This is a genomic window from uncultured Roseibium sp., from assembly GCF_947494555.1.
Taxonomy (GTDB): Bacteria; Pseudomonadota; Alphaproteobacteria; order Rhizobiales; family Stappiaceae; genus Roseibium.
The window spans coordinates 1250555-1265810 of record NZ_CANLVF010000002.1; the positions used below are offsets into that span (position 1 = coordinate 1250555).

Here is a 15256-nt window from a genome sequence, read left to right on the forward strand (position 1 = left end):
GGGTCAAAAATTTGGGAAAGCCACAGGGTGGCGACAGCGGCCACCGCCACCCTGAGCAACTGGCTTAGACGAGGAAGTCGTCTTCGCTCAGTTGCGACGCGTCGACGTTGACCAGGCGCAGTGTGCTGTCCGACCCGAAGGACAGGACTGCATCCGAGCCATCTTGGACCGCGCCGGACAGAACTGCGGCCACGTCGAAGTCAGGCGCGAAATCGCCACCTGAAATCAGATCCGAGCCGAGTTCGAAGTCGCTAACGGTGTCTGCACCGAGGCTGGCAACGAAGATGTCGGAGCCATCGCCACCTTCGAGCAGGTCGTCACCACCGGCACCGTTCAGGACATTGTCAAAACCGCTGCCGGTGATGACATCTCCATCGTTGGAGCCGATGACGTTTTCGATCGAGCTGAGGACATCCGTCTCAACGCGGTTTTCGATAACGTCTTCTCCGACAACGCCGGTGTTGGTGATCGGCTCCACGGCATCGAGGGTTGCGCCGGCATCCACAAGCGTGTCTTGGACAACCGGGCCGTTTTGGCCGGCTGGCGCGTTGTGCAGATGGATGGCTGAAACAACACCCGGGATCGGCGTCGATAGGTCGGCTTCGTTGAGGCCTGACACATCGAGAACGCTCGAATAGGTGACTTCACCTGTTGTCAGGTTCTGGACGATTGTCACAGTCGCCTCACCCGTTGCCTCGCTGTCGGAAAGCGGTTCCGGCTCCTGCGCGGCATCCAGCCCGCCGGAGAGCTCGATCGTGCGAATGCCATGTTCGGTGACATCACTGTCAACGAGCAGCTGGCCTCTGATCTCACCACCGGGAAAGTCCGACGTGTGGATGTTGTAGTAGAGGTTTCCGGCAACAGCCTGGTCGACGAATGCAGCACCGTCGGCAATGGCAGATCCGAACTGGGCGGGCGCTGCAACCACGGCATTGTCGACACGGACGGTGAAGCCGGTGTCCCGGGTTGCCGTACCGTTGCCGTTTGCACCGAGGTTGACGTTTACCGCGACATCCAGATCCGAGAAGTCAGCCGTGTCGGTGCCCTCTCCGCCGTCCAGGAAGTCGTTGCCAAGACCGCCGACGAGAACGTTGTCGCCATCACCTGCGATCAGCGTATCGTCACCGGCACCGCCGTCTATGACACCGTCCACGAGGCCAAGATCGACGAAGATGTCTTCGCCACCTCCGAGCAGGACGTTACCGTCAATGATGCCGCCGTCGTTGACGATTGTGACGTCACCAGCGTCGCGCGCATCAATTGCGTTGACCTTGCCGGAGATCTCGCCCTCGTTGATGATGGCGCCCAGGATATCAAGACCACCGTCAATCCGGATACCAGCTGCCGCATCAGACTCGTCCGAACCGGCAATGACACCCTCGTTCTCGACAAGACCGGCAAACCCGGCATCTTCAACGCTGGAGAACAGACGCAAGCCGTCGCCGACCGTGTTTCCTTCGGTTGCGTCGCCGCCGCCGAAAATAGCGCCCTGGTTGAGGATCGAAGCAGAGACGACGTCGCCGTCGACATCACCGGTCTGGAGCGAGACGCCGGAGGCATTGTTGCCGTTTGCGTCGACCGTTCCCTGGTTGGTGAAGGTGTAGTTGTCGGCGGTGCCGTCGGCATAGACGGTTCCGTTACGCTGTGTGCCGGTCGCCAGGATCGCGCCCTGGTTGACCACATCCAGGCCTTCACCATCGATGTTCAGTGCCCGGCTGTCGGACGAAACAATACCCTGGTTGATGAAGGAACCACCGGAATGATCACCGGTTCCGAAGTAGACGCCGTTTTGCGCGCCGGCAAAAACACCGCCTTCTTCGTTCACCAGGGAACCCTGGAAGTCCACACCGTTGACCGCCCGGAATGCGCCGACGGTACCTTGCTGGCTTTCCGCCGTGACAGCCCCGGAGTTGGTGATTGAACCGGTGAAGAGTGCCGCAGCAAAGCCACCCTCGCTCAGCCGAACGCCTTCCAAACGGATGCCGTCGCCTGCAGTGCCCGCGCCGGCGGAAGCCTGACCACGGCCGTTGATCGTGCCGGCGTTATCAACTTCAACGTCGCCATTGCCGTCTGCTGCCAGCGACAGGGAGATACCGGCGCCGTCATTGTGTTCACCGGCATCAATGACACCGGTCGGCAGGTTGGTGATCGAAAAATCGCGCGCCGTGTCATCGGCATAAATCGTGCCGTTGCGCTGGTCGCCTGTGCCGAGAATGTCACCGCCATTGAGCAGGTCGACACCGGACCCGTCAATGTTCACCGCCCGGCTACCGGACTGGATCGTGCCGAAGTTCTGAACGCTGAGATCATGCTCGGCATCGCCGATGTAAAGGCCGTTGCGCGGACCTTCGATCGTGCCTGTGCTGGAGTTGAAGATCCGGCCCTCGGCCGCAACGCCATCGGCAATGCGGATGCCGGCCGTCGTGCCCTGATTGCTTTCGGTGCTGATGAGGCCGCTGTTGAAGATATCGGTCTCAAGAACAGCGCCTTCAGCACCGTCATCAATCCGGATACCGTCACCGGCAAGCGGTGTGTTGGAGGCGGCTTCGTCACCGCGACCCTGAATAACGGCACCGAAGCCGTTGAAGATGGTCCCCTCTACGACATCGTTCAACTCGTCGCCGACCTGGAGCGAGATACCAGCGCCCTGGTTGCCTTCGCCGGCGTCGATCGTTCCGCCTGTGAAGTTGCTGATCGAAAAGTCTTCTGCTGTGCTGTTGGTGTAGATCGTGCCGTTGCGCTGATCGCCCGTGCCGACAATGTCGCCAAAGTTACGAACGCTGACGCCCTCGCCCTGGATGTCGACCGCGCGGCTGTCAGAAGAGATCACGCCGCCGCTGAAGTTATCCAGCCTTCCGGAAGACTGAGCACCGGCGAATTGAACACCGTTGAACTCACCGTCGACGATGCCGAAGTTGCGGATGTCCGCACTGCCGCTAACCTGAATACCGGTCGCAAGCGCGTCAGGACCGCTGTTGGCCTCGATGCGGGCGTTGCGGAAGTTGAAGACTTGTGCATCTTCACCACCGACGGAAACGGCGGCAGCAGCATTGTTGGTCGTCACCTGACCGAAGTTCAGAAAACGTGCGAAGTCGTTGTCGAGAACGAAGGCCGGTGTGTTGTCGACGACCACGTTGTTGAATACGCCGTTCGTCAGCGACTGGCCGTCACGAACTGTTTCTTGTGCCAGTGTGGACGTCGTGAGCAATCGCGCCCGAATACCGGCAAGCATCCCAGATACCATTTGGAAATCTCCATGAGTTTTGTGGCCCGGGTACACCCTCTGCACGATGGCGCCCGGCACTCATGGATCTGTTGTGAGGCCCCCTATTCTTGAAATTCATATTGCCAATACGCGCTATAACCTTTCGAAATAATCACGGGTGATGTGACCGCCACTTTATTTTTCCGCGTTGTTTTACAACGCGTTGAACGCGTCTGATGAAAATCAGATTCTATTTGTTCAACTGAGATGGAAAAAACGTGAAGTGATTTCGCACTTGCAGATCCAAACGAGCATTCCTGCCAAAGCGAGGCAAACCGAAAAGACACCCGGCGGCGGCCGGACTGAGCTCAAGAAACCACGCCGGACGCAGCCCGATATTGGACGGAATGAGTTTTTGGGAGCCGGTTTCGCGAACCGGTTGGACGGTGCCAGTTACGCGCCGTCTTTACAAAACAGCACCACCGTTTTCGACAGGAATGGCTGCATTGCCAGCATCCGCGCCGATCGTTCCTGTTGGCGGCGATTGAGAAATGAAATCGCTGATCGACGAAATGACACCGAAACGCGGGTATTGCCGACGTGTGATCGCGCCGAGTTCGCGCAGCCTGCCTGCACCATCGAACGGAACAAAGGTCAGGCCCAGATTGTCGCGTTTGAATTGTTCCGCCGCGATGGCATTCACGATCGTGCAGGCATCGGTGTGCGCGAGGTGTCGGCAAAGCGTTTCAAAGCGCGCGGACCTTACATCGATGCCAAGGCGCTCGGCGGCATCGGACGAAGAGGCCGGCAGGTCCTTTTCAAGGTCGTATCCGAACGGCACATCGAAGCGTATCAGGAATTCCGCCGGAACATCGGTTGCCCGAATGCCGTTTTTCTTTGCCAGAACATGATCTTTGCGCATGCCGAGATAGAGCGGTTCCTGCCAGAGCGGGGTGAACTGAGGCGCGTCCTCACCGGCGTCGCCATAGATCATGGTGTGGCTGTTCCGCGAAATCAGCGCTGTATCCAATTGCATCTGCTCGACCATGCGGGACAATTCGAGCGGCTTTTCCTCGACGATCACCAGCTTCAGGTCCGGAAAGAGTTCCGCAGTCATGTCGAGAAAATAGCCGGATAGATAGGCGGCCAGCGTCGGCGTCATGCCCAGGCGGAAAGGTGTTGCATCCAGCTTTCGATGCTCCTGCGCAGTCTCGGAAATCCGGTCAACCAGACCATTGATCTCAAGCGCCATCTCGACGATCTGCGTGCCGAATTTCGTCAAAAGAACTTCGTTCCGGGTCCGTTCGAAAATCTGAACCCCGAGCTCGGCCTCAAGCTTCTTGATCTGGTTTGAAAGTGCCGGCTGGCTGACGTGAACGGCGCGGGACGCACGGGTAAAATTCTTGTGGTGCGCCACGGCGGCGACGTATTGCAGGTCCCGAAGGTTCATATGTGGTCAGCGATGTCCAGTTTACCGTTGCGCGCAAACGTGTGGTGCGTGAGCCCTTTCGTAAAGTGACAATGATTTGACCGAATTTGTGACGAAGCGGTGGTGAACCCAGATCATTCGATTTCAAATTGCCAATACAGCGGCAAATACAAATGCAACGCTGAGGTCGTCTAGGTTATTACCCGAGTAATCTTTGAGCCGTTGGAGTAGTTTCATCCTTTCGGAGTGAATACCTGTCACTTGTTATTCGAAGTGGCAGATCGCCGTAGAATTCAGCACTCCAGATATTTTATTACTCATCGGTATTTAAATGGACTCCCGACAAAACAGCAGCTTCGGCAGTCTTTTGCGAGATGTATCCGGTTCACTTTGATTTGAGACGCAGTTGCAGCGCGGCCAAATTTTTTGCGCATAAACAAAAGGGGCGGCTGAAGTGCCGCTCCTTTTTTTAAAGACTTGCCGGTTTCAGACTGCGGCGACCCGGTCGAGGAAGGTCTCGATGCCTTTTTTCAAGGCAGTGCTTCGGTCGCTCAGGTCGCTGGAGGCCGACTGAACGCTGCCCGAAACATCCTTGGTTTCGTCCACGGCTTCCGTGAGCTGGGAAATATTCGCTCGAACAGACATTGTGCTCTCGGCCGCCCTTTGGACATTGCCGGAGATTTCATTGGTGGCAGCTCCCTGTTGCGACACCGCAGACGATATTCCCTGTGTATACCCGTTGACTTCCTCCATCGTGTCGGAAATCGAGCCGATCGCTTTCACTGCATCGGTCGTGGATTCCTGGATGGTCTGGATCTGGGACGAGATTTCCTCGGTCGCCTTTGAGGTCTGGGTCGCGAGTTCCTTTACTTCCGCGGCAACGACCGCAAAGCCCTTGCCCGCCTCGCCTGCACGGGCTGCCTCGATCGTTGCATTCAGCGCAAGCAGATTTGTCTGTTCCGCAATCGCCTGAATGAGACTGACGACTTCACCGATTTTCGATGCCGCCTCAGCCAGATCCTGAACCTTGGTGTTCGTATTGTGCACGGCACCCGTCGCACTTGTTACGATATCCGAAGAGCGCCGTACCTGCTCGCCGATTTCGGCAATGGAAGCCGACAGTTCTTCTGCTGCGCTGGCGACGTTTTCAACGCTGCTTGATGCATCCTCGCTTACGCGTGAGGTGTCGCCCGCCTGTTCGGCGCTGTTCTCGGCAATCTGGCCCAGGGTCGATGCTGTACCGGCCATGCCAGCCGCCGTCTCATCAAGCGCTCCGAGCAGTACGTGGACTTCCTGCCGGAACCCGTCGATCAGACCATCTACCTCGGCCTGGCGGTCATTCTGCTGTTGCTGGTTTTCACTTGCCTCGCTTTCCAGACGGACCCGCTCGCGCGCGTTTTCCTGGAAGACCTGTACGGTTCGGCTCATGTCGCCAATTTCATCGCGCTGGTCTGTTGTCGGCACTTCGACATCTGTGTCGCCTTCGGCAAGGCGCCCCATGGCTTCGGTGAGCGCGCGTGTCGGTCTTGTAATGAGCAAAGACAGTACGAACGCAAGCAAGCCACCCACCGCAACTGCAGCAATGAGGGCTACCGCAATAAGTCCGAGCGCCGTATTTGCGCTTGCGGATGCACTGGCTGACTGTTCCTCGGCAAGGTTTGTAATGACCCGGCGCACATCGCCCGATATTGCCACAAGCGCTTTGTGCTTGGCGTCGAAGGTCTCCTTGGCAGCAACCATGCCGGCAAACTCGGCATCGTAAGTATCAACTTCTTGATCGATCGAAGCTACGGAGTCCGCGATTTCCGGGAAGGCCGCGCTGTCCGCCTTGAGCGTGTTGGCAAGGTTTCTGATGATACCGATGCGCGTTTGAACTGCGTCCGCGCCCATCGATTCAAATCCGGCAAAAAACTCCATCGTTGCCGACCTGATTTCAAGCGAGGCACGAAGAAACTTGGACGCGTTGACGTCTACAAGACTGACAATACCCAGCTTTGACTGCGCACCGCCGGCCACTTTCTTGGCCGCGTCCGAGGCCACGTATACGGCCTTGCGCAGCGTAGAAGCTTCCAGATTCAGCGCCTTCAGTTCACTGCCGACCTGTTTGGCGATCGCACGCGGCATGGTGCCGGCGGTTTCACCCTCCGGTTTTGGGATGATTTCGGACATTGCGGCGGTCCGTCCGGCAAGGTCTTTCAATTTGGCGGGATCGACCCCATCGACCTTGAGTTTGGCGGCCTTCTTGGACGTCTTGACGAGCGTTGCGACCTCATCAATGACCATCTGACTTTCGGCAGCCGGCAGGTCACCAAACAAGGCAGCCTTTTTGATTGCTGCGCCCAACTCGGACGACTTGTCCTCAATCTGCGACAGCATACGGCCGAGCTTGTCGGCTCTGTTGCGTGTGCTCGTTGCCTTCTTGGCGGCTGCACCGGCTTCGCGCTGAATTTTCGTCATCTGATCGGTGATTTCAACCGCAAGCGTTTCCAACCCAAGCGCGGAATGCAGCAACTTGTCGACCTGTGTCTTGCGGCTTTCGACCGCCGAAACGACTTGCTGGAACTCGCCTCCGAGACGACCAACCAGCGCTATCGCTTCCTCAGTGTTGTTTTGTCCAGATGATGCGCCGGACACTTGATCCAGCGAGTGAAGCGCTTCCTCAAGCCGATTGATCTGCACCGCCGCGGCTTCCGCCAATTCGGCGCTGCCTTCCGACATGTAGGTTTCCTGTGCCTGCGCAACCTGCTGAAGGCTCGCGATGGCCGTGGTCGCCTTTGCACTGACGTCGGACTGAGCCCTAAGGCCAAGAATTGCGATCGTCCCGACCGCACCCACCGCGGCCGAAACAAGTATCATTGTGACAAAACCGCCGCCAACCTTGGTAGAAAGGCGCGCGTTCTTAAAAGGCTTAAGTATCCTGGACATCGTTCCCCCAACACTTTGCTTAAGTAAACCGGGGGTTGGATAAATAATTCATGAAGAGTTTTGGCTGCGGCGTGGGCACAAGATGCGCGAATTAAATATAGCTGAAAAACGTCATTTTGATCATGGAGATAGGCCAACAAACACGCGGCTCTTTTTTTGCCCGAATTAATTATAGATCGCGCTCAAGTGATTGAGCTGTGTGTCAATTACTACCTTTAATAGAACTTCTGTTCGATATCGAATCTGTAACTCTACTTACGCGACACAAACAAATGCGATTTTTCTTCTACTATTTTCTCTTAGATTCGTTCTGCCCGGGCTTCATCAAGGAGCCTTTTCAGTGATTGCAGATCGCCAATATGATTGGCCATCAGTAAAATGAGCCGGGCGTTATACGCATCGCTTTCCTCTTTGCTCAAACCTTCATGTGCCGCCAGAAGTTCTGCATAAAAGGCATCAGGAGCCTCCAGGTTCGGCCGTAAAACTTCGTTGGTCATTGCAAGCCTCTTCCTATTGCCCTATCGAGCGCCTGTTCGATCATATCCTGGTCGTAGTGTTGCCAGCGCGCAGCAACGTGCTGGTCAGGGCGGATCAGATAGACCGCAGCAGCGGCGTTTCCAAGATATCTTTGCACCAGTTCCGGACTGATTTCATCGCTCGCGACCGTCAGTCCCTTGACCGGAACCCCGTTGAGTTCAATTCCCGCCGGCACCTCAACCCCGCATCCCAGAAGAAAGAATTCGCTCCCCAACTGGTCGAGCAGCCAGCCATCGGATAACGGTGCGTCTGCAACAGGACTTCCCGGACGGGTCCGATCCGGCAGTTTCTTGTCATCCGCCCCGTTGAGCGGTGAGCCGTCATAGGTGCAGGGGACTGACAGACGTCCGGAATTTACAAGCGGACGTGCGAAGGCATGATGCTCGGAAAGATCAAGAACAGCATCCCGGAAGATCCGGCTCATTTCCGATTTCGGTGTAATGAAGTCCGTCGAGCGGGAGCTTTGCAGTATGTTTTCATCCGCCCCCAGTTCTCTTTCAAAGGAATAGCTGTCAAGCAATGCCTCCGGTGCCTTGCCGTCAAGAACCAGTTTCAGTTTCCAGCCCAGATTGTCAGCGTCCTGAAAACCGGAATTGGCCCCGCGCGCACCAAAGGGAGATACCTGGTGCGCGCTGTCGCCGGCAAAAATCACCCTGCCGTGTCGAAACTCTTCCATGCGGCGGCACTGAAAGGTGTAGATCGACACCCATTCCAGATCGAAGTCGACATCCTCGCCCAGCATCTGCTTAAGCCGCGGGATGACGTTTTCCGGCTTCTTTTCCTCTTCCTTGTCGATGTCCCAACCGAGTTGAAGGTCGATGCGCCAGACGCCGTCAGGTTGCTTGTGCAGCAGCGCCGACTGATCCTTGTTGAACGGCGGATCGAACCAGAACCAGCGCTCGGTTGGAAAATCCGCTTTCATGATGACATCGGCGATCAGGAAATTGTCCTCAAACACACGCCCAACAAAATCGAGGTCGAGCATGCGGCGGGTTGGCGAGCCGGCACCATCGCACGCAATCAGCCAATCGGCTTCCAGGTTATAGGCGCCGTCCTGCGTTTCGACTGTCACGAGCGTATGATCGTCGTAGCGATGAAGGTTCTCCACCCTGTTGCCGCCGCGTATTTCCACCGGCTTGCCTTCAGCCTGCAGGGCGCGGATACGTTCGACGAGATACAGCTCACAGTAATATTGTTGGAGATTGATGAAGGCAGGACGCTTGTGGCCGTCTTCGGGCAGCAGGTTGAAATTATAGACCTGCCTGTCGCCGAAATAGACCTTGCCGAGGTTCCAGACGACGCCCTTCTCGACCATCTCGTTGCCGCATCCAAGCCGATCGAAGATTTCCAGCGAGCGCTTTGAAAAACAGATCGCCCTTGAGCCGACGCTGACCTTGTCGTTGTCGTCGAGCACGACAACCGGAACATCTGCCTGGGCAAGGTCGATCGCCATGGCAAGGCCGACGGGGCCGGCACCGATGATAACAACCGGATGGCGCACAGGTGCTGGCGCGTCCTGATCGGCGGCACGCCTGTAGGGATACAAGGGCGCTTCAAAAAGTTTGGTCAAAGGTTCACCTCCCAGATCCCTCGCTACATGTATTTTTTGGCCACCGGGTGGCGGCCGAATTCAAGAAAGAAATCATCCAATTGAGGCGGCACGACACTGGTTCCGGCCAGCATTGCGTGTGCCTGTCCCCGGTGGTGGATCTGATGCTGAAAGAGATGCAACAGCGTGTTGCCGATGGTCTCCTGCATGACGCCTTTCCTGCCCCGGTCCTGCGCAATTGCTCTGTCCAGATCCGTCTCGCTGAGGTCATCGCAGAACAGGATGAGTTGCCGGTCCTGCCAGGTCTGGGCTGAACGCAGCTTGTCCGCGGTTTCCAGATGAGGCGTTTCGTAGACAGACAGGCCTTTCCCTTCCTCGCAAAGCGCATCCAGATAATAGCGGTCGACTTCCCAGTTGTGATTGAGGGTTTCGCGAATGGACGGGAAAAACCCTGCCCGCTCTGCATCGAACTCCGCCTGGCTGAGGCGGCAACAGGCCTCATAGAGCATCTCATTTGCGTAGGCGTTGTTGCGTGCCATCAGTTGGAGAAAGACAAGGCTTTTGCTCATTCTATTGCGTCCGCGCCATTCTGTTTTTCATCACGAGGTTTCCCTTTAGAAAAGACTACCTCTATTCCAACCTTGAATTCGGCCAGGCGTTTCCGACGCATTTCTTCAGGCATTGCACCGATGTTTACCTGATGAGAAAACCAACATGACGTAATCGCTGGCCGATATTCAGACTGGGACAAAATCGTCGGCACCAAACTTCCTGGCTTCTTCTGCTTGGTGAAAAGAGCAGCGACGAGAGCACCCGGATAATTTCCAACTGCGAAATTATACTCCGACATTTCTACAGTCTGGTCTGCTATTCCGCTATCATCTTGATATTCTTGCGAGTTTACGTAGCAGACTTCTGACACGAGCAAGCCATCCAGATCGCCAAAGAGCAGTTTCTCAATTGAATAGGTCGCCTTCTCGCAAATCGCTTCTCGAGTGATTTGGTGATCGTAAGAAACGACAGTCGCAATCACCCCCAATGCCTCATTCCTGCTTGGTTCATCATATTCACCGGGCTTCGGCGCGGCACACGCCCAAGCAGAGCTAAGCGTGCTCAATAGAGCGAACAGCAAAATTGTAAAACGCATTCTCTTGCCTAGCCTTGTTGGAAGAACTGATCTCAAAACCGCGCAATCATTCCTGCATCCAAGGGCGCTCGCTCTATGGCAGCTACCCGGCTCATCCCTGCAGATCCGCCCACATCTTGGCATCGCGTTCTGCCGTCCAGATGCGCGGTGTGTCGATGCCGAGTGCCTCGTCATAGGCCCGGGCGACATTGAACGGCAGGCAATGCTCGTAGATCGCATAGTCCTTGAACTTCGGATCGCATTCGGCGCGGCAGGCGTCCCAGGCCTCTTTCAGCGATCCGCCACCCTGGGCGATCCGGGCGACCGGCCGGTAGGTCGAGGACACGAAGTCGGCCGTGTTGGTCAGCGCCTTGCCCACCATCTCCTTGCCGACAAGCGCGTCGCCGCGGCCCGGTGCGATGGCTTCCACATCGAAGGAACGGATTGCTTCAAGCGTTGTCGGCCAGTCGTTGAAATGGCCGTCGCCGCAGTAGCACGCGGAGTGGTACTCGACGATGTCGCCGGTGAACATGACGTTCTGGTCCGGCACATGGATGACGATGTCACCCGCCGTATGGGCGCGGCCAAGGAAGCGCAGATCGACCCGGCGCTTGCCCAGATAAACGGTCATGCGGTCGTTGAAGGTGGTGGTCGGCCAGGTCAGGGGCGGAATATCGTTGACGTTGTCATAGCCCATGAACAGACGCGGGAAACGCATGAATTCAGATTCCCGGTCTTCAGCGCCACGCTCCACAACCATGGAGCGGGCTTTCTGGCTCATGATCACGGTCGGTGCCCGATAGGCGGCGGCGCCCAGAACGCGCACGGCGTGATAATGGGTCAGCACAAGATGGCTGATCGGCTTGTCGGTGACGGAGCGCACTTTTTCGATCACCTTGCTGGCAAGTTCAGGTGTCGCCTGCGCCTCGATGATCATGACGCTGTCATCGCCGATGATGACACCGGTATTCGGATCGCCTTCTGCGGTGAAGGCCCAGAGGTCCTTGCCTATCTCGGTGAAGGAAATCTTCTTTTCCGCCATGTCTCCGGCAGATGCGAATTGCTTGCTCATGTTGCCTCCCAGGGCACATTTTCCGATTGATGCTGCCGCCGGTGCTGAGCCGGCGCGTCGTTGAAAATTCTCAAAGGCTGCGGGTTCAACCCTGCTAGACTTTCTCCACCGTCTGTTCGATCGCCCCGAAAATCGAATGACCGTCGCCGTCCACCATCTCGATGCGCACCGTGTCACCAAATTTCATGAACGGGGTCTTGGCCTGACCGTCCTTGATGGTCTCGATCATGCGGATCTCGGCAATACAGGAATAGCCGACACCTCCCTCTGCGACCGGCTTGCCGGGACCGCCGTCAAGCTTGTTGGAAACTGTACCGGAGCCGATGATCGCGCCGGCGCCCAGGTCCCGAGACTTTGCGGCATGGGCGATGAGCTGACCGAAATCAAAGGTCATGTCGACGCCTGCCTCGGCACGGCCGAACGGAGCGCCGTTCAGGTCCACCTGGAGCGGCAGGTGCAGTTTGCCGTCTTTCCAGGCATCGCCCAGTTCGTCCGGTGTCACGGCGACGGGAGAAAACGTGGAGGACGGTTTTGACTGGAAAAAACCGAAGCCCTTGCCGAGCTCTGCCGGGATAAGTCCGCGCAGGGACACGTCATTGACCAGCATCACAAGACGGATCGTGCCAAGAGCGTCCGCAGGGCTGATGCCCATCGGGACGTCACCGGTAATGACAGCAATCTCGCCCTCCATATCAATGCCCCAGGCCTCGTCGCGCATTCTGATCGGATCGCGCGGGGCAAGGAATGTGTCGGAGCCGCCCTGGTACATCAGCGGATCCGTCCAGAAACTGTCCGGCATCTGGGCCCCTCTGGCCTTGCGCACCAGCTCCACGTGATTGACATAGGCCGAGCCGTCCGCCCACTGAAACGCGCGCGGCAGCGGCGACAGGGCGTCATGCTCGTGAAACCGGATTGTCGGCACGGCCTCATGCGACAGGCTTTCCGCCAGAAGTGCGAGCTTTGGAGCAATTGTGTCCCAGTCGTCCAGCGCGGCCTGCAGCGTCGGTGCGATGTGGCTGGCATCGGTGCAAAAGGTCAACCTTTCGTTGACCACGACCAGCTTGCCGTCCCGGCTGCCATCCTTGAGCGTTGCCAGTTTCATGAATTTCAGCTCCTTGTGATTGTCAGGCCATCATGGGCGACAATGGTTTTGCCGGAAAAGGCCTTTGTGGCTTCAAGCCATTCTTTCGTTTCAAAGCCCGGCAGGTCGGCCGGGATCAAATGATTGAGCACCAGGGTCCTGACCCCGGCAGCTTCTGCGATTTCCGCAACATCAGGGGCGAGCGTGTGACTTGCCAGGAGATGTTCCCTGAGCCGCGCGCCGTTGCCGGTAATTTCCACGATCTTGTCGACTCCCCGTTCCAGCATCGCCTCATGAACCAGAATATCGCAATGCTCCGCGAACTCGGCCAATGGCGGGAAATAGGCCGTGTCCGCGGAAAAGACGACGGACCAGCCCGGAGCCTCGAATCTCAGGGCGAAACAGTCGATCACCGGCGGATGATCGACCCGAAGCGCTGAAACCGAAAGCTTGTCGTCGCCAAGGGGGACGACCCCTTCCTGAATCAGATGGATTTCAACAAGATCGCGCAGGTCAGGACGTCCCTCGTCTTCGATCCTCAGGTCGATATCGTAACGCATGGAATTCAGGAACCCATCCCAATATTCCATCAGATCCGTAGGACCGTAGATTTTCACCGGATGCGCCAGACCTGTCGTCCAGGCAGTGTGCAAAAGCGGCCCGAGTTCCAGCACATGATCGGAATGCAAGTGGGTCACGAAGACAATGTCGAGATCCTTGAGAAAGATACCGGCCTCGACGAGGGCGCGCGTTATGCCCAACCCGCAATCAACGACACACCTGCGGCCGCCGATCTCGATCAGTGCACTCGTCGGCGACGGTCCGCCCGGTCTGATCGCCGGACCGCCTTTCGACCCGAGAATAACAAGACGGTCGTCGAGATCCTTTAGAGCCATTTGACTGCTCAACCCTTGTTCCAGGTTCCCTCAGGGGTGCCATCGAACTTTTTCTCAAGAGAGTCCCAGCAGTCAATATAGTCGTCCTGAAGTGGCGCTTCCTTGGCGGCAAATTCCGTGAGGTGTTGCGGAAAACGGGTCTCGAACATGAAAGACATTGTGTTGTCGAGCTTTTCCGCCTTCAGATCCGCGTTGGACGCGCCCTCGAAGGCATTTTTGTCCGGGCCATGCGGCAGCATCATATTGTGGAGGCTCATACCACCCGGCACAAAACCCTTGGGCTTGGCGTCATACTGGCCATAAATGTTGCCCATCAGTTCGGACATGATGTTCTTGTGATACCATGGCGGGCGGAACGTATCTTCCATGACCATCCAGCGTTCGCGGAACAGCACGAAGTCGATATTGGCGGTTCCCGGAACACCGGACGCGGCGGTCAGTACGGTGAAGATAGAGGGGTCGGGATGATCAAACAGGATCGCGCCGATCGGGCAGTAGTTCCTCAGATCGTATTTGCACGGCGCATAATTGCCGTGCCAGGCGACAACATCGAGAGGCGAATGGCCGATCTTTGTCTCGTGGAACTGGCCGCACCATTTCACCGTCAGCGTTGACGGCGTTTCACGGTCCTCGAAACAGGCGACCGGGGATTTGAAATCGCGTCGGTTTGCCATGCAGTTGGCGCCGATAGGTCCCCTTCCCGGCAGCTCGAATTTCTGTCCGTAGTTCTCGCAGACAAATCCTCGTGCGGGACCTTTGACAACTTCGACCCGGTAGACCAGCCCGCGCGGGATGATGGCAATTTCCTTCGGCTCCAGCTCGATCACGCCGAGTTCTGTGCAGAACCTCAGAATTCCTTCCTGCGGCACTACCAGAAGCTCGCTGTCGGCGGAAAAGAAGTATTCGTCCTCCATCGATCTGGTCACCAGATAGATATGGCTTGCCATGCCGACTTGGGTATTGACATCTCCGGCGGTCGTCATGGTGCGCATACCGGTCAGCCAGGAAAGCTCTTCGCTGGAATGCGGCACCGGATCCCAGCGATACTGCCCGAGCGAAATGACGTCGTCGGCAATATTCGGAGCGCTTTTCCAATAAGGCAGATCTATCTTTTCAAAACGGCTGGTGTGCTTCACCGATGGGCGGATGCGATAACACCAGGTCCGCTCGTTCTGATGGCTTGGCGCCGTAAACGCTGTTCCAGAAAGCTGTTCACCGTAAAGACCATATGCGCATTTCTGAGGGCTGTTCATGCCCTGTGGCAAGGACCCGGGCAGCGCCTCCGTCTCAAAGTCATTGCCGAAGCCCGGCATATAGTCGAAGGCCACTGAATTGCGCCCGTTGCCGGACAATTTTTGCGTGCTGTCGGTTCTCTGATCCATGACGTCCTCCCGGTTCGGGGATAAATTAGTTACATGTGTAACCAATTTTACAAA

At 57.0% G+C, this 15256-nt stretch carries 11 protein-coding genes; all 11 read right to left on the reverse strand.

Translation table 11 applies throughout. From position 1 onward, the window contains the following. Window positions 1-64 precede the first annotated feature (64 nt). Window positions 65-3244: a CHRD domain-containing protein gene (locus tag Q0915_RS14260; RefSeq protein ID WP_299472192.1), complete on the reverse strand. Its 3180-nt coding sequence runs from the start codon at window positions 3242-3244 to the stop codon at window positions 65-67. A gap of 427 nt (window positions 3245-3671) precedes the next feature. Then, complete coding sequence (locus tag Q0915_RS14265) at window positions 3672-4655, reverse strand: LysR family transcriptional regulator (protein ID WP_299472193.1); 984 nt, start codon at window positions 4653-4655, stop codon at window positions 3672-3674. 465 nt (window positions 4656-5120) lie between these two features. Then, the gene (locus tag Q0915_RS14270) at window positions 5121-7490 is read right to left on the reverse strand and encodes a HAMP domain-containing methyl-accepting chemotaxis protein (protein WP_299472194.1); all 2370 of its coding nucleotides are present in this window, start codon (window positions 7488-7490) and stop codon (window positions 5121-5123) included. Window positions 7491-7858: 368 nt separating this feature from the next. Then, entirely contained in the window at window positions 7859-8056 is a 198-nt protein-coding gene (locus Q0915_RS14275) for a DUF2783 domain-containing protein (RefSeq protein ID WP_299472195.1), read from the reverse strand. After that, window positions 8053-9666: an FAD-dependent oxidoreductase gene (locus Q0915_RS14280; RefSeq protein ID WP_299472196.1), complete on the reverse strand. Its 1614-nt coding sequence runs from the start codon at window positions 9664-9666 to the stop codon at window positions 8053-8055. The genes Q0915_RS14275 and Q0915_RS14280 overlap by 4 nt, the downstream gene beginning before the upstream one ends. A 23-nt stretch (window positions 9667-9689) precedes the next feature. Then, complete coding sequence (locus Q0915_RS14285) at window positions 9690-10214, reverse strand: DinB family protein (RefSeq protein ID WP_299472197.1); 525 nt, start codon at window positions 10212-10214, stop codon at window positions 9690-9692. Beyond that, the gene (locus Q0915_RS14290; RefSeq protein ID WP_299472198.1) at window positions 10211-10792 is read right to left on the reverse strand and encodes a hypothetical protein; all 582 of its coding nucleotides are present in this window, start codon (window positions 10790-10792) and stop codon (window positions 10211-10213) included. Before Q0915_RS14290 ends, Q0915_RS14285 begins: the two co-directional genes overlap by 4 nt. 91 nt (window positions 10793-10883) lie before the next feature. Beyond that, window positions 10884-11843: an MBL fold metallo-hydrolase gene (locus Q0915_RS14295; protein WP_299472199.1), complete on the reverse strand. Its 960-nt coding sequence runs from the start codon at window positions 11841-11843 to the stop codon at window positions 10884-10886. Between the two features lie 94 nt (window positions 11844-11937). Continuing rightward, window positions 11938-12945: a fumarylacetoacetate hydrolase family protein gene (locus Q0915_RS14300; RefSeq protein WP_299472200.1), complete on the reverse strand. Its 1008-nt coding sequence runs from the start codon at window positions 12943-12945 to the stop codon at window positions 11938-11940. Window positions 12946-12950: 5 nt separating this feature from the next. Next, a complete protein-coding gene (locus tag Q0915_RS14305) occupies window positions 12951-13820 on the reverse strand; it encodes an MBL fold metallo-hydrolase (RefSeq protein WP_299472201.1) in 870 nt (289 codons plus the stop codon). An 8-nt stretch (window positions 13821-13828) separates the two neighbouring features. Next, on the reverse strand, window positions 13829-15133 hold the full coding sequence (gene hmgA, locus Q0915_RS14310; protein WP_299472334.1) for a homogentisate 1,2-dioxygenase: 1305 nt from the start codon (window positions 15131-15133) through the stop codon (window positions 13829-13831). Window positions 15134-15256: the final 123 nt, after the last annotated feature.

Excerpts from the sequence above, each read along its gene's own strand:
- Q0915_RS14270 (WP_299472194.1), bottom strand. The coding sequence starts at position 7,490 with ATGATACTTGTTTCGGCCGCGGTGGGTGCGGTCGGGACGATCGCAATT.
- Q0915_RS14265 (WP_299472193.1), bottom strand. The coding sequence starts at position 4,655 with ATGAACCTTCGGGACCTGCAATACGTCGCCGCCGTGGCGCACCACAAG.
- Q0915_RS14305 (WP_299472201.1), bottom strand. The coding sequence starts at position 13,820 with ATGGCTCTAAAGGATCTCGACGACCGTCTTGTTATTCTCGGGTCGAAA.
- Q0915_RS14290 (WP_299472198.1), bottom strand. The coding sequence starts at position 10,792 with ATGCGTTTTACAATTTTGCTGTTCGCTCTATTGAGCACGCTTAGCTCT.
- hmgA (WP_299472334.1), bottom strand. The coding sequence starts at position 15,133 with ATGCCGGGCTTCGGCAATGACTTTGAGACGGAGGCGCTGCCCGGGTCC.
- Q0915_RS14285 (WP_299472197.1), bottom strand. The coding sequence starts at position 10,214 with ATGAGCAAAAGCCTTGTCTTTCTCCAACTGATGGCACGCAACAACGCC.
- Q0915_RS14260 (WP_299472192.1), bottom strand. The coding sequence starts at position 3,244 with ATGGTATCTGGGATGCTTGCCGGTATTCGGGCGCGATTGCTCACGACG.
- Q0915_RS14295 (WP_299472199.1), bottom strand. The coding sequence starts at position 11,843 with ATGAGCAAGCAATTCGCATCTGCCGGAGACATGGCGGAAAAGAAGATT.
- Q0915_RS14300 (WP_299472200.1), bottom strand. The coding sequence starts at position 12,945 with ATGAAACTGGCAACGCTCAAGGATGGCAGCCGGGACGGCAAGCTGGTC.
- Q0915_RS14275 (WP_299472195.1), bottom strand. The coding sequence starts at position 8,056 with ATGACCAACGAAGTTTTACGGCCGAACCTGGAGGCTCCTGATGCCTTT.